Below are 24439 nucleotides of genomic sequence, written 5' to 3'. Positions count from 1 at the left end.
ATTCCATTTGATCGAGGCAGGCATCGTAGACCCCATCCTGAGCGCATCAACATCAGTCGGCGCGACTGGACACGGCGATGCACCGGGGAAGCTCAAGACGGGCGAGATGAGCGGGGCACGGTCCTACCCACGACTTCCGACGAAGGCTCGTCCATTAGAAACACAGTTCGGTGGGGCGCACTAGTCCCGGCGCACCGGCACCGGCTGCCGCGGGCGCGTGCGTTGATCGGCAGCCGCCGATCGTGGGACCGTTGAGGGAGCGGACGGGTTCAACTGAGACCCGGCGAGCAGTTGAACACCCCTGCGGTCTCCCGGGTGATCAGATCCAGCGCGAATCCCGGGCAATACGCAGCGCGTCGATCCGGTTGCGCGCGCCCAGCTTCGCGACCATGGAGGAAATGTAATTGCGTACGGTCCCCTGGGACAGGTGCATCCCTGCCGCGATCTCCGTGACGGTGTCGCCCCGGGCGACGTACTCCAGGACGGTGAACTCACGCCTGTTCAAAGGGCAGTCACTGTTGTTCAGCGCGGCGACCGTCAGCTCCGCGTCGAACACCCGGTCACCTTGGTGCACCCGGTGAATGGCCTCGACGAACTGACGCGGGGACACACTCCGCTCGACGATACCGCTGATTCTGGAGGCGAAGGCCTGACGGACGACCGAGCGCGTCACCGCGGTGGCCAGCAGCATGCTCCGGCAGCCGATGTCCGCGATCTTCTCCGCGGTGGACAGCGCCTCGCCGTCCCCGTCCTCGAAGCTGATGATCGACACGTCCGGTCTGTGCTGTTCGGCGAACTTCAGGGCGGCGAGGTTGCTTTCCGCGGAACCGACGACGCGTACTCCCTCGTGCCGCTCCAGCAGCGCGGCGAGCGCGAAACGGGACAGACGCCGGTCGTCGGACACCAACACATCGATTCCCACACGGGCTCCCTATGTAGTTCCACGACGCGGCCCATTGTGGGGAAACCGTCTGGTCGAGATATGGACGTCGTCTGCATGACGGCCCGCCGCCGCCCCCGCGGCGGCCTCACGAACGCCCGTCCGGGCTGCTCCGGCGGCCGGCGCCACCGCACGCGGTGATACGCGAACGCGGCCCCGGTCAAGGCTGACGAGAGCCTTCACCATCGGGGCCGCGTGGCCGTGCCGGCCTTGCGGTTGACCGCGCGGGGGGCGGCACGTCGCGTCAGCCGGCGGCCTCCTCGCCGGCGTCACGGCGGACGGGCCGGGGCAGCACGAAGAGCGCGACGAGGACGCCGACGACCAGGATGGCGGCGCCGGCCGTCATGCCGAGCGCGTACCCGTCGCTGAGCGCCCGGGGGGTCTCGGAGTCCCCGCTGCGGGCGGCTGCCGCGGTCCCGAGTGCGGCGAGCCCCAGCGAGGCGCCCATCTGGCGGGTGCTGTTGAGCATGCCGGAGGCGGTGCCCGCCTCATGCGGCGCGACGCCCCCGGTGGCGATGGAGACGGCCGGCGCGAGGCACAGGCCGATGCCGACGCTGGCGAGGATGGACGGGCCGAGGACGTCGACCAGGAACGAGCCGTCGGCGCGCATCAGGCCGAACCAGCCGTAGCCGAGCGCGGCCAGCGTGCCGCCGGTGATCAGCATGTTCCGGGGGGCGAACTTGTAGCCGAACTTGACGGCGAGGGTGGAGCCGACGACCACGCCCACCATGAACGGCAGGAACTCGGCACCACTGCGGGCCGGGCTGCCGCCGAGCACCCGCTGGAGGTAGAGGGAGACGAAGTACAGGGCCGAGGCCATGGCGCCGCCGAACAGCAGCATGAAGACGTTGGCGCCGGCGACCGAGCGGTTGGCGAAGAGGCCGAGGCGGATCAGCGGGTCCCGCTTGGTGGTGCGCTCGACCTGGATGAACCCGGCCAGCAGGGCGACGGCGACCACGAGAGTGATCACGGTGGTCGGCGAGGTCCACGGGTGCTGGTCGGTACGGACGACGCCGAACACGAGCAGGGCCGCACCCGCCGTGGCCAGTACGGCGCCCAGCACGTCCGGGCGGCCGCGGTGCGCGGCCGGGGTGTCCTGGGCGATGCCGCGCCAGGCCAGGGCCAGCGCGAGGGCGGCCATCGGCAGGTTGATGTACATCACCCACTGCCAGCCCGCGTACTGGGTGAGCAGTCCGCCGGCCAGGACGCCGACGGCACCGCCGGAGGCGTTCACCGCGCTCCAGATGCCGAAGGCCCGCACGCGCTCCTTGCCGCCGGGAAAGGTCGAGGCGAGCAGCGCCAGTGCCGCCGGCGCGACCGCGGCGGCGCCGACGCCCTGCGCCGCGCGCGCGGCCACCAGCTGGCCGGGGGCCTGCGCGAGGCCGCCGACGAGCGAGGCGAGGCCGAACAGCCCGAGTCCTAACAGCATCACGCGTTTGTGCCCGTACCGGTCGGCGATCTTGCCGCCCAGCAGGAGCAGGCCGCCGAACGTGAGGGCGTAGGCGTGGATCACCCAGGTCAGGCCGACCTCGCTGAAACCGAGGCCGCTGGCGATCCGGGGGAGACCGACGTTCACCACCGTCAGGTCCAGCGACACCATGAACTGCACGACGGACACCGCGGCGAGGGTGGTCCCCGGCCGCGCGCCGCTCGCGACGACTGTCTTCTCACTCGCTACTTGCGTACTTGCCACCGCACCCAGCCTCTCCGCGTGTGGTCGTGCCGGTAGAGTTTCCGAACGTGTTCTGAAATTAGCAGCGGAGCGGCCGGGGTGTCGACCGCGCAGGTCGGACAGGGGGTGTCGTGGCGAGGCATGATGGGGCGATGCCACAATCGAACGCACTGCGCCGGCCCGTCGGCCGGCCCCCCGTGACCTCCCGCAAGCAGATCCTGAGCGCGGCCCGCGGGCTCATCGACGAGTACGGCTGGGAGAAGCTCACGATCCGCCGGCTCGCGTCCGAGATCGGGGTCGGGCCGACGACCCTGTACTCGCACGTGCGGGACAAGGAGGACCTGCTGTTCCTGCTGATCTACGAGTACGCGGAACAGATCCCGCACCCCGAGCTGCCGAGCGAGCCGCGGGAGCGGATCACCACCGCCGCCGTCGCGATCCACGACGGCCTGGCGGCGTGGCCCTGGGCGGCGGAGGTCCTCACCACCGACGGGTTCATCGCCCGGCTCGGCGACTCGTTCCTGTGGCTGGTCGAGACGATCCTGGCCGGAGTCGTCGACGCCGGATGCCCCCCGGAGGAGAGTGTCCGCGTCTTCCGCAGCATCTGGTACTACACGGTCGGCGAGATCCTCGTACGCGCGCACACCCGCCACCGCAAGATGGACGAACAGGACCCCACCTGTCTCAATCCCTACTTCGGGAACGCCGACGGCCCGCTCCGGCACCGGCACCTGGCCGCCATCGCCGGCCGGTGGGCGGCCCTGGCCGGAAAAGACACCTTCGAGCAGGGGCTGCGCGCCTTCGTCGACGGCCTGCTCGCGCAATCCCTGACGGAAACCGCCGAAACGGCGGCAAGGGAATCGGACTGACCATTCAACTGCCTTTCGTGGACAGTTGAACACGCGAGCGCGGCCAGGGCGGCAACCCCGGCCCCGGAAACGGGCGGACACGGCGCCCGCGGATCAAGTCCGCGGCGCCGCCGTGGAGTTCGGATCGCTCACCGGTCCGCACGCCCGAGTTGACGACGCCGCGGCACATCATGAGAAATACATCTACGAGAGGCCTGGGTCGGCATTGTAGCCTGACCACGATCCTCCGCGATCCGAGCCGCGGACCGCGCAGCACGATCGGGCCCACCGCACACCATTGCCAGTCGGGCATCGAACTCGGAAGAAGATTTGGACAATGACTATCCCTGTCTATATCGCGTCGGCTGCGGCCTGGATTCCGCCCGCGGAATCCGCGGCGGAAGCGGTGGCCGCCGGTAAGTACTCCGACGACGACAACGCCACCAACAAAATACCGTGTCTGCCGGTGGCCACGGATGAGATATCCGTCCCGGACATGGGAGCGATCGCGGGGCGAAAGGCTCTCGACCGGGCCGCGGACGTGATCGGGGACCAGGTCGACCTGGTCCTGCACGCGTCGATCTACCACCAGGGCCGGGACCACCACTGGAACTCGGCTCCCTACATCCAGCGCGAGCTGGGCCTCACCGACGCCTTCGCCCTGAACGTGGAGGGGATGTCGAACGGGGGCATGGCGGCGATCGACCTGGCCATGTCCCAGCTGGAGGCCGGCCGGGCGACGAACGCTCTGGTCACCACCGCGGACCGGTTCTGCCCGCCCGGCTTCGACCGGTGGCGGGGTTCGTACGGCATCGTCTTCGGCGACGGCGCCACGGCGTTGGTCCTCTCGACGACCGGCGGGTTCGCCCGCATCCACGCCATCGCGTCGGCCACCGAGGCGTCCCTGGAACCGCTGCACCGCGGCACCGCCCCGTTCACCAACGCCTACGGCGTGGTCCTCGACGAGAACCTGCGCACCCCCAAGAAGTCGTATCTGGAGGAGGTGGGCACGGAGTCGGTGCTCAAGCGCGCCGAGGAGGTGCTGATGCGCACCCTCTCCAAGGTGCTCGGCCGGACCGGGCACAAGCTCGACGACTTCGCCCGCGTCCTGCTGCCCAACATGGGGCACGGGCTGATGCAGGACCAGTTCTTCAAGCCGCTGAACATCCCGGCCGAGCGCACGCTGTGGAACTGGGGCCGCTACGCGGGGCACCTGGGCGCCGGCGACCTGAGCGCGGCGGTGGCCCGCCTGGTGGAGAAGAAGGAAGTCGCCCAGGGCGACCTCGTACTCCTGATCGGCACCGGCGGTGGCTACTCCGTCACCGTGGCGGTGGTGGAGATCGAGTCCGTGCCGGAGTGGCCCGAGACCACCACGGACTTCGCCCTGCCCGCCGACGTGAGGGCATCGGCCCGTCCCTGACCGGGGCTTCGGCGCCGCCCCTCGGCGCGCCGAGCGGTTCCCCGGCCGGTCCCCGTACCCGGCCGCCCCCGCGGGGCGGCCGGGCGTGTGTCACGCGGCGCGGCACCCGGTGCCCGCGCCGTGCCCCCGCATGTCCAGCCGGCCGCGCGGATTCACACCGCCGGATCCCGCGCCGGTGTGACCCGAGGAGAGAACTCCCTTGGCCATGGACCGTTTCGTCCGCGCCCTGATCCAGTGGCAGGCGGGCAGCAGGCCCGAACCGGCGCGCACGCTGCCCGTGGCGCACCTGCGCGAACGCTACGCCACGCAGGTGGGACGTCTGCGCGGCAAGTCCGCGCAGGACCCGGACATCGAGACGAAGGACCACCTGATCGACGGCGGCGACGGCACGTTCCGCGTCCGGACGTATCAGCCGCCCGCCGACCGGGGACGCCTCGTGACGTATCTGCACGGGGGCGGCTGGGTGACCGGCAGCGTCGACACCCACGACCCCGTCTGCCGGCGCATCGCCTGCGAACTCGGCGCGGTCGTCGTCTCCGTCGACTACCGCCGTCCGCCGGAGCACCCGCACCCCGGCCCGCTCCGGGACGGCATCGCCGCGTCCGAGTGGGCCGACCGCGCCTTCCCCGGCCGCCCGCACGTGATCGCCGGGGACAGCGCGGGCGGGGCCCTGGCCATGGGGATCGCGATGCACCACCGCGACCACGGCGGCATCGGGTTCGCCGGGCAGCTGATGGTGTACCCGCCGGCCGACCCGGAACTGCGGTCGGAGTCCGCCCGCAAGTACGGCACGGGGTACCTCGAGGAGGTCGATGATCTACGCTGGTACTACGACCAGTACGTGCCGGACCCCGCGCACCGTTCGGACCCGGCGATCGACCTGCTGAGCGCGGATCACCGCGGACTTCCCCCCACCGTCATCGGCACGGCCGAATTCGACCCGCTGCACGACGAAGGCGTCGAGCTGGCGCTCCGGCTGGCCGCCCAGGGGGTCGAGGTGCACCATGTGCCCGCTCCGGGCCTGGTGCACGGATACCTCCTCATGGCCGACATCATCCCGGCCGCCACGGAGGCGGTGAGGAACGTGCTGGCGGCAGTGGAACAGATGCTGACCCCGGTGCCCACGGCGCGATGACCCGGGCACCGGCCCCACCTCCCGCTCCAAGTCCCCGCACGCATGAGGAGTTCCGGCCGTGACCATCCCAGGACCGTATTCGACGGTGGACGTGCGCACTCTGGCGGACGCCCTGCGGCTGCGCGCCGAGCAGCAGCCCGACCAGACCGCCTATGTCTTCCTGCGCAACGGCGAGGACCCGCACGAGCGGCTCAGCTACAAACGCCTGCACGACGAGGCCCGCGTGCGGGCGTCCGCCTTCGCCGCCGAGGGGCTCTCGGGGCGCAGCGCCGTGCTGCTCTACCCCTCCGGGCTGGAGTTCGTCCGGACCCTGCTGGGCTGCATGTCCGCGCGGGTGGCCGGCGCACCGGTGCAGGTGCCGCGGCGCCGCGAGGAGGTCGAGCGGCTGCGCCGGATCGCCGACGACGCCGGGACCTCGACCGTGCTCACCACCGCGGAGGTCGCGCGCGAGGTGCGGGAACGCTTCGCCGGGATGCCGGAGCTGGACGGTCTGACGTTCGTCGCCACCGACGCGTTGCGCTACGACCCGGACGCCCTCGCGCCGCCCCTTCCCGGCCCCGGCGACATCGCGCTGCTCCAGTACACCTCCGGCTCCACCGGCGACCCCAAGGGCGTCATGGTCAGCCACGCCAACTTCCTCGCCAATGTGGCCGAGACCGTCGAGCTGTGGCCGGCCGAGCCGGACGGCACCGTGGTCAACTGGCTGCCGCTCTTCCACGACATGGGGATGCTGTTCGGGGTCGTCATGCCGCTGTGGGCGGGCATCCCGTCGTACCTCATGGCCCCGGAGGCGTTCATCCGGCGGCCGGCCCGCTGGCTGGAGGCGATCGCCCGGTTCGGCGGCACGCACGCCGCCGCACCCAGCTTCGCCTACGAGCTGTGCGCGCGCGCCGCCGCCGACGGCAAGACCGGGGCGGTCGGCGACCTGTCCCGCTGGCGGGTGGCCGCCAACGGTGCCGAGCCGGTGCGCTGGGCCACCATCCGCGCCTTCACCGAGGCGTTCGCGCCGCACGGCTTCGACCCGCGGGCCATGTGCCCCGGATACGGTCTGGCGGAGAACACCCTCAAGGCCACCGGCAGCAGCCAGGACCGGGAGCCCACCGTGCTGTGGCTGTCCGCCGAGGCGCTGCGCAACGGCACCGCGCAGCCGGTCGGCGACGGCGCCGCCGACGCGGTGCCCCTGGTCGGCAGCGGCAGCGTGGTGGGCCGTACCCGGGTGCGGATCGTGGACCCCGTGACGCACCGCCCGGTGGCCGGCGGGCAGGTCGGCGAGATCTGGATCAACGGCCCCTGTGTGGCGGGCGGTTACCACGGGCGCGCCGAGGCGAGCGAGGAGACGTTCCGGGCGCGTGTGAAGACACCGCGGGCCTCCGGCGAGCCCCACCTGCGCACCGGGGACCTCGGCTTCCTGCACGCCGGGGAACTGTTCGTCACCGGCCGTCTGAAGGACGTCGTCATCCGCAAGGGCCGCAACCACTACCCGCAGGACATCGAGCTGTCCGCCGAGCTGGCCGTGCCGGGCGCGCACCCGAACTGCGCGGCGGCCTTCTCCAGCGACGACGGCGGGCACGAGCGGCTCGTGGTGGTCGTCGAGGCCGACGGGCGGCTCCTGGGCTCCCTGGGCGCCGAGGGCATCCGCCGGCGGGTGCGCAACGCGGTGCGGGAGCGGAACCGGATCACCCCGGACGAGGTCCTCGTGGTACGGCGTGGAGCGGTCCCGAAGACCTCCAGCGGCAAGGTGCAGCGCCGGGCGTGCAAGCGGCGCTACGAGAACGGTGAACTGGCCGTCGTGGACGTGCCCGCCGCCGCCCCGGCCGGCGGGCGGGCCTGAGGAGCGCACCGGCGGCACCGGCGGCGCCGGCCCGCCCGGGGCGAGCAGGTCACGCCCAGGCGCCGTCACCGGTGCGGCGCCGGAACGGGTGACCCTTGGTGGTGTGCTGCACGACCCGGTTGTGGCCGTAGGTCTCCACGCCGCTGACCAGCACCGTTCCGTAACGCTCCAGGCTCGCCCGGCCGCCGTACTCCTCGACTGCCGAGGCACCGGGGTAGACCCGTACGGACGTGGGTACGTAGCGGGCCGAGAAGGCCATGCGCATCCGGTTGGTCCGGCCGGCGTGCGGGTGCGAGGCGTGCAGCAGGCGCGACCAGAAGATGACGAACTGCCCGGCCCGCATCTCGACGGACACGGCCTTGGACTCGTCGGGCTGCCAGTCCGGGTCGATCTGCAGCTCGCGGTAGTCGTAGCCGAAGAAGCCGCGCCGGACTCCGTTCTTCACCACGGATATGTTCCGTTCCGGGTCGTAGCGCATCGGCTTGGTCTCGTCGTAGTACATGGTGCGGTGTGTGCCGGGGATGAACTGCAGGCCGCCCATGTCGGCGGTGGCGTCGGTGAACGCGCACCACACGGTGAGACAGCCGCCCGGGTCGCAGTCCCGCGGCCACTGGATCTGGGGCCGGCCGGACGCGTTGGCGAACGTGGCGGCCTGGTGCCAGTCCGTGCCCTCGTTCCCCGGGTACTTGGGGAAGAAGTCGGAACGCCAGCACAGCACGTCCGGGCCGAGCACGGAGGCGACCCGGTCGACGATGCCCGGCTGGGTGATGTGATCGGCGAGGAAGGCGTTGTCGAGGTGCCGGTCGTAGTTGGCGGAGTTCCCCGCCCCCGTGCCGTCGGACTCGTCCCGGTACACCGCGTCGCTGCGGTCGGCCAGGTCCTGGCGGGCCCGGGCCCACTCCCACTCGATCTCGTCAGGCTCGTAGAGCGTGAAGGGGCCGGCGTATCCGTTCCGGTGGAACTCCGCCAGCTCCTGTGCGGTGAACCGGAAATCGCGTGGTTGAGCGGACATGTCTCTCCTCGGTGGGGTCCACGTGCCCGCGGGGCACGTGGACCGCCCTCGCCGTCGTAGTGAACAGACTCCGGGCCCCTGACGCCGTCGGTGACACCGGTCGCGTGCGTCCGCGGCGAAAGCCGCGGCAGGGCACCCGACACCGGGGTGCCGGTGGCGGCCATGGTCTCGTGGTGTGCCGCCGGTTGCCAACGGCGGCACACCCCCGCCCCGTCGCCCGCCCGGCCGGCGCGGCACCGGCCGGGCCCCTCACGCCCCGGCGGTGCCGGTTCCGGCGGGCGGGTCCGGGGGGAAGGCGCCCGGCTGCCGCAGCTCGCCGACGAGTTCGTCGACGCGCTGCCTGGTGAGGTGGCGCATCGCGTACAGGTGGACGTAGGAGCGGGCGGTGCCGTCGGCGTGCACGGTCTCGCTGGCCAGGGAGTAGCGGTGGACGATGTCCGCGCGTGGCCGGCGGAACCGTATCGACAGCGACTGCGGACTGCGTGCCACCCACAGGTCGTCGCCCAGCTGCTCCTGCAGCGCCAGCAGCCGCTCGTGCGTGTAGGCGGCGAGACCGTCGCACTCGGCCGCGAGCCGGGCCAGGTCGTCGTAGGAGTGGCGGGCCAGGTAGTCCCACATCAGCAGCGAGGAGAAGCCGTTGCGGGAGCCGGCGAAGGTGGTGTCGGTGGCCCCGATGTACTCCGACGCCTTGGGCGGGGCCATCTGCAGTCCGGTGCGGGTCATGAACACCCCGCACGCCCACGGGGTCCCCATCCATTTGTGGCCGCTCATGGTCAGCGAGTGCACGTCGGGGAGCCGGAAGTCGAAGGCCGGCGGTGCCTGCTCCACCAGGCCGGCGTCGCGGGCCATCTCCAGGTAGGGCACGTAGCCGGCGCCGAGTGCCGCGTCGACGTGCAGCCAGAATCCCGACCGCTCGTCGTGGCCGGCGTCCTCGCCGTCACCGTGGTGGACGCGCCGGCTGTCCAGCCCGTATTCGGCGCAGATGTCGTGCACCGTGCGGGAGACCGCCTCCACGTCGTCGTACGCGCCCTTGAAGGTGGACCCGTAATTGAGGCTGACCAGGATCGGGTAGCCCCGGCTGGCGAAGAACCGCACCAGCACGGCGAGCCGGTCGATGTCGATGGCGCCGTCCTCGGTGGAGGGCACCTCCCGCGGCCACGGGGTTCCCGGACCGAGCGGGTTGTCGTCGGGGTAGCGCGTGGAGCCCAGGGCGTGGAAGGTGTCGATGTCCAGCGCCCGTACGGCTTTGGTCAGCGAGTAGTGGGTGTCCTCGGAGAAGAACGCCACCGGATGGAGGGCGTGCGGGCCGTCGCCGCGCGGTGCGTGCCCGAGGGCCGCCCGGCCCGGCTCGCGGTGCTGAGCGCGCAGCGGCTTGCCCGACAGGTAGTCCCGCGCGTTCCACAGGCCGTACAGGTTCCCCTCGCTGGAGCCCATGGTCAGCACGTAGCCCCAGTACGACTCGGGGTCCTCCGGGTCGTGCGGCCACTTCGCGTGCCACAGCGAGGCGAAGTAGTCGAGCACGGCCCGCTCCAGCACCTTGGAGTTCAGCGTGTAGGAGCTGGACTGGTAGGGGTCTCCGACGTTGTTGAGGTGCCGGTTGAGATAGTGCCCCAGGCGCTTTTCGTAGTCGAGAGCGCTGTTGACCTGGTAGCCGGCGAAGTTGCGCGTCTGGGTGTCTATGTGCCGGCGGAACAGCGCCTCGGCCTCGGCGTACTGCTCCTCGTCCAGTCCGGTGGCCGGCAACTGCACCTTGTGGTGGGGGACTTCGGGAACCTCGAGGTAGGCCGTCCGGGGGTCGGAGGACGGGGCGGTGCCGTACGGGCGGCCACCGACGACCCGCAGCCGGCTGAAGGTCTTCTGCCAGGGTGTGTCTTCGGGACCGAAGGGTATGTCTGCGTGTGTTGCGGCTTCACGAGCCATGGGAGCTGGTCCTTTCACTGCGCGGCTCCCCGGTCGAGCGGGGGTCACGGCGCTGCTTGGGAGAGGCTGCCGGAAGGGTCCCCGGCCGGGGCGCGGGGCGCCGGAGCCGGCACGGACGCGCCGCCCAGGCGCGCGTACCGGTCCGGGCGGGCCGAGCGCAGCCAGGAGGCGAGGGCGACACCGAGGACGCCGGCCAGCAGCAGGAGCCACGGCAGGGCGGTGACGGCGGGCTCGGTGGTGCCGGTCAGTACGTCGAAGTTCGACACCACCAGAACCGCCGCGGTGATCAGTCCCAGGGCTCCCAGCGCGGGCGCGACGACGGTCTGCCACCGTCCCGCGCGCCGGCGGCGGAAGTAGCCGACCACGGCCACCGAGGCCAGGGCCTGTAGCAGGATGATGCCGAGGGTCCCCAGCCCCAGCATGCTGGTCGACATGTTCACGTACGGGTCGAGGCCCGCTGCCGCGAACAGGGTGACCACCACCGCGCTGAAGACGGTCTGGACCACGCTGGCCCGGTGCACGGAGCCGTGCCCGCCCCGCGTGGCGTGCAGACCGGCCGGCATCAGCCCGTCGCGGCCCAGGGCGTACATGTACCGGTTGGCGGCGTTGTGCAGCGCCAGCCAGGAGGCGAACAGGCTGGTGCACAGCAGGACCTGCATGGCGACGGTGGCCGGGTGCCCCAGGTAGCTGTCACTGAGCAGGAAGAACAGATCGCCGAGGTGGCTGCCGGCCTGGGCGCGGACCCGCTCGGGCCCCAGCGCGCCGACGGCGACCCAGCTGGTCAGGGCGTAGAACGAGGCGACCGCCAGTACGGCGACGACGGTGGCCCGGGGCACGCTGCGGTGTGGTGCCTTGGCCTCCTCGCCGTACAGGGCGGCCGATTCGAAGCCGAGGAAGGAGGCGAAGCCGAACATCACCGAGACGCCGAGCCCGGGGGCGAACACGTCGTGCGGGGCGAAGGAGGCGGACGGCAGAGCCGCGCCGCCGTGGCGGGCCAGGACGGCGATGTCCAGGGCCACCAGGATGGCGATCTCGCACACCATGCAGACCGACAGCAGCCGGGCGCTGATCTCGGCCTCGCGGTAACCGAGCAGGGCGACCAGGAGCAGGCCGGCTCCCGCCCAGACCTGCCAGGGCAGGTCCAGCCCGTGGGCCGCGGCCACCCCCTGGGTGAAGTAGGCGAAGGCGCCGAGAACCCCGACGGTGGCGGCGTTGTAGGCGAGCACCGCGAGCAGCCCCGACCCGGCCGCCGCCCGGCGGCCGAGGCCGTGCGCGATGTGGGTGTAGAAGCCGCCCATGTGGGTGATGCGCCGGGCGATGGCGGCGTAGCCGGCGGAGAAGCACAGCAGGGTCAGGCCCGCGAAGAGGAACATGGCCGGCACACCGGGGCCGGTACCGATGGCGAAGGCGAGCGGGACGGTGAACAGCATCGCGGCCAGGGGGGCGGCGGCGGCGATGATGATGAACACGATCTTCGGGGTGGTCAGCGTGCGCTGGAAGCGTGCGCCCCCCTCGGGCAGGGGTGTGCCGGTCATGAAGGTCTCCAGATGTGGACAACCGCCCGAACCGAGCGGAGGATCGGGCGCGTACGAGGACGGGTCGGCGCGGGAGCCCGGGGCGCCTGGCCGGCGCAGGACCTCGGCGGCGCGGGCACGCCGTTGCCGACCGCGCCGCTTGCGGTGCGCCTCGTTTCCGTGAGGGTCAGAGCCGTATCGCCACGGCGAACGAGAGATCCGCCTCCGGGCGGACCCACACAGGCACCGATTCGCCGCGGTAGGACGCGGTCAGCGCGCCGCCGGACTGGCCGAGGGTGATCTGCCAGAACAGGAACTCCCCCAGTGTGCGCAGGGAGTTCATCGCCTTGAACGCGGCTTCCTTGGCGGCGAACAGGTCGCGCGCGGTGTAGGGCCCGGCCGGGACGAGCAGCCGGCGCCGCTCCGCTTCCCGCAGGATGAACGCGGCCACCCGAGGGGGGATGACCGCGGGCTCGATGTCGACACCGACCGCCGCGGCGCCGGGGACCACCGCGGCGACCGCGAGCCGGCCGGTGTGGGAGATCGAGCCGGGGAAACCCCGCGGGAAGAGCGGCCGGCCGTCCGGGGCCCGGGGCACCGTCCGCTCGGCCGACCCGGCCGCGGCCAGTGCCTCGGCGGCTGCCCGGCGGCCGGCGGTGAACTGCTCGTCCGGGCCGTGGGGCGGCGGTACCGGAGCCGTGCCCAGGGACATCTCCGGTACCACGCCCCGGAACGGGCCCGTCTGGACGCCCACCCTGACGCCCTCAGCCGCGCAGTGCCACGACGTGGCCCGCCAGCGAGTCGATCGAGCGCAACACCTCCGGCCGCACGTCGTCGTCCCACTCGAAACCGAATTCCTCCTCCATCGCGACCAGCAGAGCGACCAGCGCGGTGGACGGCACCCCGGCCTCGCGGAGCGATACCGTGTCGTCCACCTGGCTGACGAAGGAGGGCCCGCCGAACACGTCGACCAGCAGCTCGCGGATGCGCTGCCGCACCTTCACCGCGGTATCAGACATCCGCTTCCACTTCGTCGATGAACTTCCGTACGAGTTCCTGGAAGCCCTTGGGGTCGTCGAGGAAGGGCACATGACCGGCCTTCGGCATGATCACACAGCGGCCCTTGGGGAACAGCGCTGCCAGTTCGTGGCCGGCCGTCGGGCTGAGCAGGATGTCGTCGTCGCCCAGGGCGATCAGCGTCGGCGCCTGGATGCGGGTGAGCAGCTCGGGGCTGGAGTCGCCCTTCTGGGCCAGCGTCAGACCGTTGTTGAGCTCCTCCGGCGTCGACATGGCCAGGAAGCTCTCCCGCAGGCCGAGGTAGCCCGCCGAGCCGTAGTCCTCGTTCATCTCCGTGCTGACGAACTCGGGGTACATGTGGCTGAACAGCGTGGGGATGTCGTGGTCGTTCAGTGTCCGCAGCCAGGCCCGCTGGAGCTGCCGGTGGCGCCGCATACCCTTCGGGCCGAGGACCGGTCCGGCCAGCACCAGGCCCCGGACCCGGTCCGGGTGGGCGAGGGCCACGTCACGGGCGAGCTGGGTGGAGGCCGACGAGGCGATCAGATACGTCGAGTCGATCCCCAGCCCGTCGAGCAGCCCGATCAGGTCCGCCGTGTGCTCCTCCCAGGTCGGCTCCTCCTCCAGCCGCGTGGAGTGGCCGTGGTTGCACAGGTCGTAGCTCACCACGCGGTAGTGCTCGGCGAGCTGGTCGGTGTAGTCACGCCAGAACGGGGCGGAGAAGAAGAAGTTGTTGAGCGTGGTGACGGCAAGGCCCTCACCGGTGGACTCGTAGTAGAGCTCGACGCCCTCCCGGGTGCGTACCCGCGGTGCGTTCTCGCGGTAACTCAGGTCGTGGTAGTACTCGTTGTGCGCCTCGTCAGCCGACATGGCTTGCCGCCCTCTCTTCGGTCTTGGCGGCCGTGGCCCTGCCGAGGACACCCGCGAACGCGGCGACGACGTCGGCCGCCGACACCTCGTCGTGGATCTCGCCGCAGGACCGGCCGCAGTACAACGCCATCTCTTCGATACGGCCGCTGGTCGCATCGGTGGGCACCGCCGCGCTGAAACGCGGCACCAGGTACGGTTTGCCCTCGACCACCGTTTTGCCGATGAACTTCGCGGGCTGTCGCGGGTCGGCGGTGACGGGCGTGGCGAGCACGCGGTGGCGCCGGCCCGGCCAGCCGATCTCGTACACGTCGGTGATCACGGTGGAGGTCTCGTCGGCGGCGGTGACCGAGGACTTGAAACGGGGATGGGCCCGTGATTCGTGGGCGACGACGAAGGCGGTCCCGAGCAGCACTCCGTCGGCGCCGGCGGCCAGGGCCCGCTCGGCCTCCCGGGGGGAGCCGATCCCGCCCGAGGCGACCAGGCAGGCGTCGGGCAGCCGGGTCCGCAGCGCGGCCACCAGCTCGTCACGCCGTGCGGTACCGAGGAGGTGCCCGCCCGCCTCGGTGCCCTGGGCCACCACCACCGCGCCGAGTCCGGCCGCGTGCACCCCGTCCTCGACCGTCCCGACCTGGATCACCAGCCGGCGCCCCGCCGCGGTGACCCGTTCGCACACCGCGTCGTCGGGCATCCCGAAGAAGGACAGGTGCACATGCGGCGGTGTCTCGTCGAGCACCTGCCCCACCTGCCGGTCCAGCTCGTCGGGTCCGACCACCTCGGGGATCAGATTCACGCCGACAGGCCGGTCGGTCCCCTGGGCCACCCGGGCCAGCATGGCCGACAGCGCCTCGCCGGCCAGCTTGTAGCCGCCCGCGCAGCCCGCCGCCCCGGCGTTGGACACCGCGCAGGCCAGTTCGGCCCCGGCGACCCCTCCCATGCCCGACTGCAGCAGGCTCACGTCCAGACCGAGCACTTCTGCCAACGTGGCGCGCATCAGGTCAGACTCTCCACCGCGGACACCGCAGCGGCGGTGCTGCCGAACCGCTCGGTCAGGGTGTGCACCCAGCGCTCCAGTCCGAAGGCCAGGCAGCTGGTGTGCGCCGTGTCGCCGCCGGCCTGGATGTCGCACCGCTCGCCGAAGAAGTTCCGGTGGTAGTTCACCGAGCCGATCGCCAGCCCGCCCACGACGAACTCCTCCTTGACCGGGAACAGGCGCTGCATCTTGGCCTTGCCGCTGTTCTTGTCGAAGAACGGGTCGGTGGCGACCTCCAGACGCAGGTCGAGCCCCAGCTCGGCGCAGAGGGACTGCACGGCCTCCTTGGCCCGGATCAGGTGGTTCTTGGCCGTCTCCTCCGGTCCGACGCAGACGATCTCCCTCATGGAGAAGCCCAGCAGCCGCTGCAGACCCCGGTAGTGGTCCTCGTTGCGGAAGCACGTGCCGACCGTGGTGCGCAGCACGCCCTCGTCGGGCAGCCGCGAGCCGCGCAGGTCGAGGTAGACGGAGTAGCAGGCGGCCGAGGGCAGCGCGAACGCGGCCGGCTCCATCACCGTGGTCGGCATCTGCTCGACGGGCCGGGCGGTCTCGCCCAGGGCCGCGCCGAGGCGCTCGGGGTTCAGCCGGGTCGCGGCGAGCCCGAGGTGCGGGAAGTTGGCGTAGTAGTCGAAGGTGTCGAGGTCCTGGCACCGCATCAGGAACGGGAAGCGGAACTCGGGGGCCTCCCAGTCGCCGGCCAGGCGCAGGAACACCGAGTCGATCGCCCGCAGCAGACGCAGTTGAGTGCCGTCGAGGACTTCCAGCCCGTTGCTGGTCACTGTCGTCAGCATGCCGCTTCCTTCGCGAAGAATCGGGTTTCGAGTGACTTGAGGGTGCGGAAGTCGTCCAGGTTCAGGTCCTCTGGATCGACCGTTTCGCCGGTCAGCTCCTCCAGCAGGAAGATGAACTCGATGAACGCCAGCGAGTTGATGGCCCGGCTGTCGATCAGGTCCAGATCGTCGGGCAGCTCTTCCAGTTTGGGGTTGCGCTCCAGGATGAATTCCCGGACCGCCTGTATCGGCTCGGTCGTCACTTGATCATCTCCCTGCCCACGCCGGACTTGGAGAGGAATCTCCTGGTCCGCTTGAGTATCTGGTCGTGTGCCTCCACCCGTGCGGGGTGCGTCAGGGCACGCCGCCGCAGCCCGAGCGCGTCCGGGATGCCCGCGTCCCGGTACGCCGCCGGGTTGTAGAGGGTGGCGATGCTGTACTGCAGGTAGTCCTCGAGGTACTCGGCGACCACCGGGATCTCCTCCGGGTCCCGCTTGGCCACCTGGCCGAGCAGATCGGTGAAGATCATCCGGCCGAACGCGACGTGCCTGCTCTCGTCCACGTGGTGCACCCGGTTGATCTCCCGGGCGATGTGCGGCAGCGACTGGTCCGTCGCCATGTGCGCGTTGTAGTAGTCGACGATCTCCTCGAAGATCAGGATGCGGGCGAACACGATCATTTCGCGCGCCACCTTCGACAGGTGGTCGACCGACCCCGCCTTCAGCGCCGGCTGTGCCGGATACAGCTTGCCGCCGTAGCGCAGGCAGAACTTCGAGAAGAACCACATGTGCTCGTTCTCCTCGCCGATGAAGTGGTGCAGGAATTCCGAGACGTTCGCGTAGACCGGCTCGTGGATCCGCATCACCACTTCGCTCATCAGTTCACGGATTCCGTGAATGTTGAGACTGAAGAAGTTGATCGACTCGTACTTGGTCAGCGCGAGCTGCTGCTCGCGGGTCAGCTCGTCCCACATCGGCGTACCGGCCAGTGTGGTCAGGCTCTCCGACATCCACGGCAGACCGGGCTCCAGGGAGTCGGGCCAGTCAAACATCGTGTACGGATTGTAGTAACCGGACTCGGCCAGATTCTCCAGCCGGCCCAGATCGAGCACGACCGGATCTACTTCACGTACCGCCATTTTCACTCGTCCTTCCGAAGGAGTGGCGAGAGCTCGAAACAGCCACAGCGAATTACCGCTTCACCTGAATGTCCGCGCGTACATGAACCGGCAGCGCCGAGCCGCAGTCGTGGTGGGCGAGGGGCGCGTCACCGGGTGCGGTGGAGGGAATCGCCTTGTTGTAGACGGACCCGATGCACAGCTCCTGGAAGTCCCGGGTGTCCTGGGACAGGCGCGCGGCCAGCTGGGCCTTGGCGATGTCGACGGTCTTGTACACGCCGTCTTCGTCCTCGACCTCCACGCACGCGTGCGGCAGGTCGAGGGCGCCGCCGAGCACGCCGCAGAACCAGCCCCGCTTCGCCTCGGCCCGGTAGCCGGCCGCGCGGAAGCGCTCCGCCAGGAACAGGCTCGCCGCGATGCAGCTCGTCGCGCCCAGCCGGTGCACCAGTTCGTAGTCGGCCTGCATGGCGGGCGGGATCATCTGCCAGCGGTAGCCGGCCTCTAGGTAGTCCTGGGTCAGCTGCCGCAGCGCGGGGGCGACGAGCGGGCTGCGGGCCCCTGTCGTCGTGACGGTCGCCGTGTACTCGGCCGTTCGCGCGCTCGGCCGCGGCTCCGTCACATCGGCGAGGCGTCCGCCGAACCGGTCGATGTCGGGCGCCTCGAACCGCCACGGCGCGGACCCGTCGCACTCGGGGCACTCCAGCAGGACCCGGAAATCCCAGGTCTGCTCGCTCAGCAGACGCTCGACGGGGCGGCTGGCGAACCGGAACAGCATCCGGAACGCGAGCTCCGGCTGAGTGTTCGACCTGCCGGAATACATTCCCAGGTTGTACAGGTCGTTCAGGTCGAAATAGCGCACACCCGATCGGTATTCGAAGGGCAGGCCCGCGCCGACCAGAGTGTCGATGTCGACCGGGTCGCACCTGAGAATCTCCTGCGCCGCGGTCTCGGACTGGGTCTTGCTGGAATACTCGGCGGGCACGAATTCAATGGAATCCGCTACTTCCCCCCAAGGTGCTGTTTCGGTCACAGCTTTGAGTGACACGGGCCATCCCTCCCAGCAAGATACCTCGCTGACCGATCGGAGCCGACGACCCAGAAATCTAGCAGCGGGAGATTGCGGCACGGAATATCATTTGCACACGCTTCTCCATGCGTTTCACATATCCGGCCCGGGAGAAATGAACACTCGGCGCGCCGCCGTTCCCGGTACCCGGTCCCTCCGCCCCGGCCGGGAGCATGAAAAACGCCTCGCACCACCCGGCTCACCCGGGAGATGCGAGGCGGCGGCGCCTCCGGCCGGCGGACCTAGCGGCGGCCGAGGTGCTCCAGGAGGCCGTCGAGCGCCCGGGTCAGGGACCGGGCGTTGGCGGCGTCGAACCATGTGGTGCGGATGCGTTCGTTGCTTCCGTTCGGCGTCTCGTGGTCGCCCGCCAGTTGCGCCAGGGTCCGGGTGTCGTCGTCCAGCGCGCGTGCGACGCCCTGGAACAGGCCGCGGACGTAGCGATCGGCGTCCTCGCGGGCCAGGCCGTGCCCGGCGGCCCAGTCGGTCAGCGTGGCCAGGTACCAGTAGTGGGCGGTCAGGGTGCCCGTCAGCGCGGAGAAGACCGTGAAGGTCTCCTCGTCCGCGACGGGCAGCGCCCCGCCCAGTCCGTCGAAGAACGCGTCCACGACCGGGTGCGCGGGACAGGTGACGGTGACGCAGCGGCGTTCACGCACGGAGGGCAGGGGGATGGCGCGCACCACGGGGGCCGCGGTGCCCAGGGTCCGGCGCAGCTCGCCGGTGCTGACGCCGGCGATGACGCTGAGCACGACCCTGTCGTCGTCCACGCGGAGTCCCGCGAGGGCTTCCGCGCAGTCCTGGGGGCGTACGGCGAGCAGCACCAGCTCCGCGTGGTCCACCACGTCCTGGTTGTCGGCGCACACCCGCACATGCGGGTACCGGCGCGCCAGTTCGGCGGCCGTGGCGGCGCCTCGCGGGGACAGGAAGATCTCGGGCGGCTCCTGCGTGCCGTCGCTGAGCCCCTCCACCAGAGCCCGGCCGATCTCGCCGACCCCGATGATCCCGATGCGGTTCACAGTTCTTTCCCGTCGTCTCGATGGTGGGCGGCACCCTGCGCCGCACAGGGCCCGCAAGGGACTTGCAACCTATCCGTCCGGACGGGCGGGTGACGAGGTCCGATTCCGGTCCCCGGGCGCCGGGTACGCGTTTGCCTCGGACGTATGCGGTCAACAGTGAAGGAATGTTACGTCTCGCATACCGGCTGAAGCGGTGGATATACCGGGGAGACCGGCCCGGAGCGGTCGCCCGCGCGCTCAACGGCTACTGGAGATGGAAATACGCCACCGCCCGCGGACGCACCGGTGGCGTGACCCTGTGCGTGCGCGGGCGCCGCAGCGGCCGGACGATCGCGTTCCCGGTGATGATGGTGTCCCACCGCGGCGGCTGGTACGTGGTGTCGATGCTGGGCGCCGGCGCCAACTGGGTCCGCAATGTGCGGGCCGCCGGCGGGCGGGCCGTGATCAGGCGCGGGCGGCCCTTCGGCGTGCGCCTGGAGGAGGTCCCGCCCGACCGCCGTGCCTCCGTCCTGAAGGAGTACGTGCGGGCGGCCCCCGGCGCCCGGCCGCACGTGCCCGTGCCGCCCGGCGCGCCGCTGGGCCGCTTCGAGGAGATCGCCGCCGATTTCCCCGTCTTCGAGGTCATCGGTCTGCCGGCCCGCTAGCTCCCTGGACCGCCGGTCGCGGCCCGGGCAGCAGGTCCGGCAGGTGCGTGCGCCCCATCGACCTGACGAAGTGCAGGAAGGCCGCCGCGAGCAGGGCCACTGCGATCCACAGGCCCGTGCGCGCGCCGAACAGCGAGCCGAGGCCGCCCCCGAGCAGCGTGCCGGCGCTCAGCGGCCCGTAGGCGACCAGGCGAGTGGTCGCCGCGACCCGGCCGCGCAGCCGCTCGGGGGTGAGCCGCTGCCGGGTGGACGTGCTGAAGACGTTGTAGACGGTCAGGCCGAATCCGTAGAGCACGAAGGAGACGGACCAGACCGTCACGGTGAGCGCGGTGGGCCGGGTGGCGAGCGGGATCAGGACGGGCGCCGTGGAGGCGATGGCCATGCTCCCCACGACGACCCGCTTGAACCCCCAGCGCCGTTCGGCCTGTTCGGCCGCGACGGCCCCCAGCATGGACCCGACGGCGCCGAGCGTCACCGTCAGGCCGAGCAGCGCGGGCGTGACGCCGACCACGGAGGCCGCGTAGACGGTGTAGAGGGTCAGCATCGCCTGTTCGAAGAAGTTGAACAGCGCCGCCTGTCCGATCAGGGTCCGCAGGACGGGCACGGTCAGCAGGAACCGCGCCCCCGCCGCGATCCTGCCGAACGTCCCCTCCCCGGCGGCCGGGGCGGGCACCGGCGGCTCGCGCCGGGTCACGGTCATCAGGACGAGCGCCGCGATCAGGTAACAGACCGCGCCCGTCAACACCGCACCGGGCCCGCCGAGCCAGTTCATGAGCAACCCGCCCAGGCCGGGGGCGGCCACCACCACCAGGGTGAACACCGCTTCGAGCCGGCCGATCGCGGGGAGCAGGTCGGACTCGCCGACGAGGCTGGGCAGATAGGCCTGCGCGCACACCTCGGCGATCGCCACCAGCGAGCCGAAGCCGAAGGCGACCGCGTACAGCACCCCGAGGTGGAACTCGTCCAGCCCGCCGAGGACCGGGACGACCAGCAGTACCAGGCCGCCGGCGACGTCCGTGAAGAGCAGCGTGGGCCGTCGCGGCCGCCGGTCCAGCCACACCCCGACGAAGAGGGTCACCACCAGCACCGGCACGTACTGGGCGGCGGTGACCACCCCCACCTCGAACGGAGTGGCCGCGAACGAGAGCGTGGCCAGCAGCGGGAAGACCATCGTCATGCTCTTGGAGGCGACGCTGGTCAGCACCTGGCTCAGCCAGAAGCGGGCGTAGTCCCGGTTCAGCAGCAGACGGGTGATCAACAGAACTCCAGCCAGTCGTCCTCCACGACCGCCTTGGCCACCGCGGTGGAGGACTCGGTGAGTTCGCGCAGCTGGGCGGCGTTGTAGGCGCGGATCGCCGCGTTCTGACCGCCGTCGCCGAACACGTCGAGCATCCACAGGGGGCGCACCTCGGCGCCGCGCATGGCCTTGGTGTCGGTGGAGGCGATACCGGCGTGCAGCCACCGCCGTCCGTGGCGCAGCGCGTCCCGGACGGGTTCGTAGTAGACGAGGTTGAAGTACTCGGCGACGCCGACCAGGCGGTCGTAGTGGAATCCGGCGCCCTTGAGGAAGGTCGACTTCCCCCAGCGGTAGAACAGCAGGAAGCCCACGGGGTCCTCGCCGTCGCGGGCGCACATCAGCACCCGGGCCGCGTCTCCCATGGCCTCGGCCTGGACCCGCAGCGACTCGGCGAGCACCCCGACGTCCGCCGGCTGCCCGTAGCGGGCCTGCGTGCCCTGGGACATCAGGGCCGCCTCCTGGTAGCACTCCGCCAGCGGCTTCTCGATGAACCGGTAGCCGGCGGCTTCGAAGCGCCGCTGGTCCCGCCGGATCAGCTCGCCGCGCCGCTTGGACGGCAGGGTGCGCATCCAGCCGTCCCAGTCGCCGCCCTCGGTGCGGATCCACGCGTCGGCGGCGCACAGGACCGGTTCCGCGCGGACCCCCGCCGCACGCAGCGCCCGTACGTCGGCGCTGTTGAGGAACATGCCGTAGCACTGGATCCGGTCGGGCCTGCTGTCGTCGAAGAGGCGGTCCGCCGCCGACCGCTCGCGCAGCGCGGCGAGTTCGCCGAGCAGGGCCGCCGCCCCTTCGACGCGGTCCGTGCCCTCGCTGATCAACAGGTCGGTCTGGTAGCCGCGGCGCGGCCCGACGAGCAGTCCCTGCGGGGACGCCGCGGCCAGACCGGCCCGTTCCAGCAGCCGGTTCCACTGGTAGAAGCCGTTGTTCTCCTCCCAGACGGCGGTGACCGGCACGGCCGCGACGCCGCCGCCGGGCAGCCGGGCGTGCACGTTCCCGGTGAGTGTGCGTCCTCCCGGGTCATGGACACAGAAGTCCAGCCACCCGCTGCAGGCGTAGAGGTGTTCGCCCGCCAGCCGGTCCCACTCCTCGGTACCGAGCCCTTCGGTCGGGGAGCCGAAACCGGCCGGCCGGCGCGTGTGCGCAGTCGTGCTCATCATCACCCTCCGCTGCGGTGCTTCAGATGCCGGCGGACACGGCGGTGACCGCCAGCGTCCTGACCCGGCCGCCGACCCGGGTACGCAGGACGACCCGGCGCTGCCCGGCGTCCTCGACGACCTGGACGGTACGTTCGTCGGTCCAGCCCTGGAAGCGGAACTCGTTGTCCCCGACGTGCACCAGACCGGCGTAGGGCTCGCCGGCGTAGTACATGACGAGGCCGTCGTCGTGTGCCCTGATCTCGGCCGGGACCGTCGCCTGGGCGGTGAGGAACTGTCCGTCCTCCTCCTCCCAGTCGGTGAACGACTTCGGCACCTCGAAGGCGACCTGGTGCAGCGGAGCCGGTGTGAGCGGCTGCTCGGCACGGTTGATCAGGATTCTGTCGAAGGGCAGCTCGGCGCGGACCTCGGCCGGGAAGAGGTCGAAGAGCGCCTCGGTCACCTGCACGTCCAGCACGAAGTGCACCCGGTGGGTACGGCCGCTGTTCTCGATCCGGTGGGTGCGGGCGAAGTTGCCGAACCACAGCGCGCCCGCCTCCCACACATAGGGCACCTGCTCGATGAACAGCTTGGCCTCGGGCAGGGTGATCACCGGCACGTGCAGCCGCGCGATGCCCCAGGTGAGCCCGTACTTGTTGTCGAAGTGGTCGGGGCCGTAGGTGTTCGGGCCCAGCGCCATGAGACGCACCGCGCGCAGCGGGGACGGAATCGTCCGCATCACGGCGCGCAGATTCGGCGCGAGGTCGGCGTGGGAGGTGTCGGCGAAGGGCAGCAGGCCGGGGCCGCCGGGGTCGGTGCGCGTCTTGTCGCCGCCGGTGCTGCGCAACGGCATGATGTGCCAGTCGAGTTCGGTCTCGACGAGGTGGTCCTCGGTGACGAAGGTCTTCTGCAGCTTCCAGTCGGCGGCCTGCCGGGTGCGCAGCGCCCGGACGTCGCGGACCAAGGCGTCGGCGTCGAACGACGGCAGCAGCCGGACCACGTCGGGGATACCTGCCTGCGCATCGGCGATCGCTTCAACGGACACGTCTGTTCCTTCCATCGGATGGCTGAGTGTTCTGGTGGGAGAGGTGCTCGCTGAGGACGCTCGGACGGTGTGGGCTGCGCCGACGCAGCCACAGAAAACCAACCGAGCGGTTTTGTCAATGGACCAGGGGAGGCCCGCCGGGCGGCGCCCGGTTTCAGGCCAGGCAGGCGGGGCCCGCGCCTTCGCGGAACCGTGCCGTCTCCTCGAAGACCCGGGGCAGTTCCAGCGACCGCCCCAGGGCACCTCCGTCGAGTTCGGCGAAGGCACGGTAGAGGTTGCCCACGAGGCGTTCGGGGGCGTTGAGGTGACCGAACGGGCCGGGCGCCGCCTCCTCGGCGGTCTGCAGCGGTGTCAGTCCCCGCCGCCAGCCCTCCATGGCGACGGCCTGCACCCAGCGCAGGTACGCCTCCGTCTCGTCGAAGACGTCCGAGCCGCGTAGGGGACCGCGCCCGCACACGACCGTACGGGCGCCGAACGCCCGCAGCCGCGCGACGGCCCGCAGCGTTCCCTCCACCGATCCCGTCACGGTGCACGGGGTGACCCCGGACAGCACGATGTCACCGGTGAACAGCACCCGGTCCTCCGGCAGCCACGCCACCACGTCGTTGGTCGTGTGCGCCGGTCCGCAGTAGACGAGTTCGACGCGGCGGTCGCCGCTGTACAGCGTGAGGCGTTCGTCGAAGGTGACCGACGGCGGGACGAGGCGGACCTCGTCCCGTTCGCCGCCCGGCCACAGCCGGGCCAGCGCCAGAGCGGACTCCGCCATCTCGCTGCGCGCCAGTACGTGCGCCACGACGGCGGCACCGGGGAAGACGGCGTTGCCCAGGGTGTGGTCGACGTGGTGGTGGGTGTTGACGACGACACGGACCGGGCCCGCCCCCAGGTCGTCCACGAAGGCGCGCAGATCCTGAGCGCGCGCCCGGGGCGCGACCGTGTCGACGATCGTCACCCCGTCGGGGCCCGTGATGACGCCGGCGTTGCTCGGGCACCTGCCGTCGCCGGCGGACGTGTAGGCGTAGACGCCGTCGGCGATCTCGGTCGTGCGTGGCTCGAACGGTGCCGACAGGCGGCACCGCCCGGTGCGCGACAGATTCGGCTGGGTCATGAAGGGTCCCTTTCCGTGACGGGCGAAAAACACGCAAAGCTGC

The 24439-nt window shown here is 71.1% G+C and carries 23 protein-coding genes; 5 read left to right on the top strand and 18 right to left on the bottom strand.

Features of this window, described 5'->3' with window-relative positions; genetic code table 11:
* Positions 1–319: 319 nt before the first annotated feature.
* On the bottom strand, positions 320–922 hold the full coding sequence (locus Srubr_RS39790; protein WP_189997957.1) for a response regulator transcription factor: 603 nt from the start codon (positions 920–922) through the stop codon (positions 320–322).
* Positions 923–1184: 262 nt separating this feature from the next.
* On the bottom strand, positions 1185–2558 hold the full coding sequence (locus Srubr_RS39785; protein WP_229926887.1) for an MFS transporter: 1374 nt from the start codon (positions 2556–2558) through the stop codon (positions 1185–1187).
* Between the two features lie 206 nt (positions 2559–2764).
* Between Srubr_RS39785 and Srubr_RS39780 the strand changes: the two genes are divergently transcribed.
* The 4 genes from Srubr_RS39780 to Srubr_RS39765 all read left to right on the top strand — a co-directional run bounded on the left by Srubr_RS39780 (position 2765) and on the right by Srubr_RS39765 (position 7846).
* Complete coding sequence (locus Srubr_RS39780; protein ID WP_189997958.1) at positions 2765–3481, top strand: TetR/AcrR family transcriptional regulator; 717 nt, start codon at positions 2765–2767, stop codon at positions 3479–3481.
* Positions 3482–3797: 316 nt separating this feature from the next.
* The gene (locus Srubr_RS39775) at positions 3798–4880 is read left to right on the top strand and encodes a ketoacyl-ACP synthase III family protein (RefSeq protein ID WP_189997959.1); all 1083 of its coding nucleotides are present in this window, start codon (positions 3798–3800) and stop codon (positions 4878–4880) included.
* Positions 4881–5085: 205 nt separating this feature from the next.
* Positions 5086–6015 (top strand): alpha/beta hydrolase, encoded by a 930-nt coding sequence (locus tag Srubr_RS39770; protein ID WP_229926897.1) that lies wholly within the window; start codon positions 5086–5088, stop codon positions 6013–6015.
* A gap of 58 nt (positions 6016–6073) precedes the next feature.
* On the top strand, positions 6074–7846 hold the full coding sequence (locus tag Srubr_RS39765; RefSeq protein ID WP_189997961.1) for a fatty acyl-AMP ligase: 1773 nt from the start codon (positions 6074–6076) through the stop codon (positions 7844–7846).
* Positions 7847–7895: 49 nt separating this feature from the next.
* Here Srubr_RS39765 and Srubr_RS39760 read toward each other — a convergent pair whose 3' ends face one another.
* From Srubr_RS39760 to Srubr_RS39705, 12 genes are all read right to left on the bottom strand, one after another.
* Entirely contained in the window at positions 7896–8858 is a 963-nt protein-coding gene (locus Srubr_RS39760) for a chlorinating enzyme (protein ID WP_189997962.1), read from the bottom strand.
* A 249-nt stretch (positions 8859–9107) separates the two neighbouring features.
* A complete protein-coding gene (locus Srubr_RS39755) occupies positions 9108–10778 on the bottom strand; it encodes a pyridoxal-dependent decarboxylase (protein WP_189997963.1) in 1671 nt (556 codons plus the stop codon).
* A gap of 44 nt (positions 10779–10822) precedes the next feature.
* Positions 10823–12313, bottom strand: coding sequence for an APC family permease (locus tag Srubr_RS39750; protein WP_189997964.1), 1491 nt, complete (start codon positions 12311–12313; stop codon positions 10823–10825).
* 166 nt (positions 12314–12479) lie between these two features.
* Positions 12480–13046: a 4'-phosphopantetheinyl transferase superfamily protein gene (locus Srubr_RS39745; protein ID WP_203855105.1), complete on the bottom strand. Its 567-nt coding sequence runs from the start codon at positions 13044–13046 to the stop codon at positions 12480–12482.
* Between the two features lie 10 nt (positions 13047–13056).
* A complete protein-coding gene (locus tag Srubr_RS39740) occupies positions 13057–13311 on the bottom strand; it encodes a phosphopantetheine-binding protein (RefSeq protein ID WP_189997966.1) in 255 nt (84 codons plus the stop codon).
* On the bottom strand, positions 13304–14176 hold the full coding sequence (locus Srubr_RS39735) for an alpha/beta fold hydrolase (protein WP_189997967.1): 873 nt from the start codon (positions 14174–14176) through the stop codon (positions 13304–13306). Before Srubr_RS39735 ends, Srubr_RS39740 begins: the two co-directional genes overlap by 8 nt.
* Positions 14166–15167 carry an NAD(P)H-dependent flavin oxidoreductase gene (locus Srubr_RS39730; RefSeq protein WP_189997968.1) on the bottom strand — a complete coding sequence of 334 codons (1002 nt, stop codon included), beginning with the start codon at positions 15165–15167 and terminating at the stop codon, positions 14166–14168. Before Srubr_RS39730 ends, Srubr_RS39735 begins: the two co-directional genes overlap by 11 nt.
* Complete coding sequence (locus Srubr_RS39725) at positions 15167–15997, bottom strand: aminoacyl--tRNA ligase-related protein (protein ID WP_189997969.1); 831 nt, start codon at positions 15995–15997, stop codon at positions 15167–15169. Before Srubr_RS39725 ends, Srubr_RS39730 begins: the two co-directional genes overlap by 1 nt.
* Positions 15991–16239, bottom strand: coding sequence for a phosphopantetheine-binding protein (locus Srubr_RS39720; RefSeq protein ID WP_189997970.1), 249 nt, complete (start codon positions 16237–16239; stop codon positions 15991–15993). Before Srubr_RS39720 ends, Srubr_RS39725 begins: the two co-directional genes overlap by 7 nt.
* A complete protein-coding gene (locus tag Srubr_RS39715; RefSeq protein WP_189997971.1) occupies positions 16236–17114 on the bottom strand; it encodes a diiron oxygenase in 879 nt (292 codons plus the stop codon). The genes Srubr_RS39720 and Srubr_RS39715 overlap by 4 nt, the downstream gene beginning before the upstream one ends.
* A 52-nt stretch (positions 17115–17166) precedes the next feature.
* On the bottom strand, positions 17167–18123 hold the full coding sequence (locus Srubr_RS39710) for a hypothetical protein (protein WP_203855104.1): 957 nt from the start codon (positions 18121–18123) through the stop codon (positions 17167–17169).
* 278 nt (positions 18124–18401) lie between these two features.
* A complete protein-coding gene (locus Srubr_RS39705) occupies positions 18402–19172 on the bottom strand; it encodes an NAD(P)-binding domain-containing protein (RefSeq protein ID WP_229926888.1) in 771 nt (256 codons plus the stop codon).
* A 164-nt stretch (positions 19173–19336) separates the two neighbouring features.
* Here Srubr_RS39705 and Srubr_RS39700 point away from each other — a divergent pair, with 164 nt between their 5' ends.
* Positions 19337–19816, top strand: coding sequence for a nitroreductase family deazaflavin-dependent oxidoreductase (locus Srubr_RS39700; protein WP_189997973.1), 480 nt, complete (start codon positions 19337–19339; stop codon positions 19814–19816).
* On the opposite strand, the gene Srubr_RS39695 is transcribed toward Srubr_RS39700, so the two are convergent.
* From Srubr_RS39695 to Srubr_RS39680, 4 genes are all read right to left on the bottom strand, one after another.
* On the bottom strand, positions 19794–21074 hold the full coding sequence (locus Srubr_RS39695) for an MFS transporter (protein ID WP_189997974.1): 1281 nt from the start codon (positions 21072–21074) through the stop codon (positions 19794–19796). The genes Srubr_RS39700 and Srubr_RS39695 overlap by 23 nt on opposite strands.
* Positions 21071–22267: a GNAT family N-acetyltransferase gene (locus Srubr_RS39690; protein ID WP_189997975.1), complete on the bottom strand. Its 1197-nt coding sequence runs from the start codon at positions 22265–22267 to the stop codon at positions 21071–21073. The genes Srubr_RS39695 and Srubr_RS39690 overlap by 4 nt, the downstream gene beginning before the upstream one ends.
* Before the next feature lie 22 nt (positions 22268–22289).
* Positions 22290–23291: an aspartyl/asparaginyl beta-hydroxylase domain-containing protein gene (locus Srubr_RS39685; RefSeq protein WP_189997976.1), complete on the bottom strand. Its 1002-nt coding sequence runs from the start codon at positions 23289–23291 to the stop codon at positions 22290–22292.
* A 154-nt stretch (positions 23292–23445) separates the two neighbouring features.
* Complete coding sequence (locus Srubr_RS39680; protein WP_189997977.1) at positions 23446–24396, bottom strand: MBL fold metallo-hydrolase; 951 nt, start codon at positions 24394–24396, stop codon at positions 23446–23448.
* Positions 24397–24439: the final 43 nt, after the last annotated feature.

The sequence above is a fragment of the Streptomyces rubradiris genome (genome assembly GCF_016860525.1).
In the GTDB taxonomy this organism is placed as follows: domain Bacteria; phylum Actinomycetota; class Actinomycetes; order Streptomycetales; family Streptomycetaceae; genus Streptomyces; species Streptomyces rubradiris.
This window is presented reverse-complemented; position numbering and strand designations above follow the sequence as displayed.

Coding starts and splice junctions, on each gene's coding strand:
- Srubr_RS39775 (WP_189997959.1), top strand. CDS start 3,798: ATGACTATCCCTGTCTATATCGCGTCGGCTGCGGCCTGGATTCCGCCC.
- Srubr_RS39760 (WP_189997962.1), bottom strand. CDS start 8,858: ATGTCCGCTCAACCACGCGATTTCCGGTTCACCGCACAGGAGCTGGCG.
- Srubr_RS39735 (WP_189997967.1), bottom strand. CDS start 14,176: ATGTCGGCTGACGAGGCGCACAACGAGTACTACCACGACCTGAGTTAC.
- Srubr_RS39725 (WP_189997969.1), bottom strand. CDS start 15,997: ATGCTGACGACAGTGACCAGCAACGGGCTGGAAGTCCTCGACGGCACT.
- Srubr_RS39755 (WP_189997963.1), bottom strand. CDS start 10,778: ATGGCTCGTGAAGCCGCAACACACGCAGACATACCCTTCGGTCCCGAA.
- Srubr_RS39680 (WP_189997977.1), bottom strand. CDS start 24,396: ATGACCCAGCCGAATCTGTCGCGCACCGGGCGGTGCCGCCTGTCGGCA.
- Srubr_RS39700 (WP_189997973.1), top strand. CDS start 19,337: ATGTTACGTCTCGCATACCGGCTGAAGCGGTGGATATACCGGGGAGAC.
- Srubr_RS39750 (WP_189997964.1), bottom strand. CDS start 12,313: ATGACCGGCACACCCCTGCCCGAGGGGGGCGCACGCTTCCAGCGCACG.
- Srubr_RS39730 (WP_189997968.1), bottom strand. CDS start 15,167: ATGCGCGCCACGTTGGCAGAAGTGCTCGGTCTGGACGTGAGCCTGCTG.
- Srubr_RS39715 (WP_189997971.1), bottom strand. CDS start 17,114: ATGGCGGTACGTGAAGTAGATCCGGTCGTGCTCGATCTGGGCCGGCTG.
- Srubr_RS39690 (WP_189997975.1), bottom strand. CDS start 22,267: ATGAGCACGACTGCGCACACGCGCCGGCCGGCCGGTTTCGGCTCCCCG.
- Srubr_RS39780 (WP_189997958.1), top strand. CDS start 2,765: ATGCCACAATCGAACGCACTGCGCCGGCCCGTCGGCCGGCCCCCCGTG.
- Srubr_RS39770 (WP_229926897.1), top strand. CDS start 5,086: ATGGACCGTTTCGTCCGCGCCCTGATCCAGTGGCAGGCGGGCAGCAGG.
- Srubr_RS39740 (WP_189997966.1), bottom strand. CDS start 13,311: ATGTCTGATACCGCGGTGAAGGTGCGGCAGCGCATCCGCGAGCTGCTG.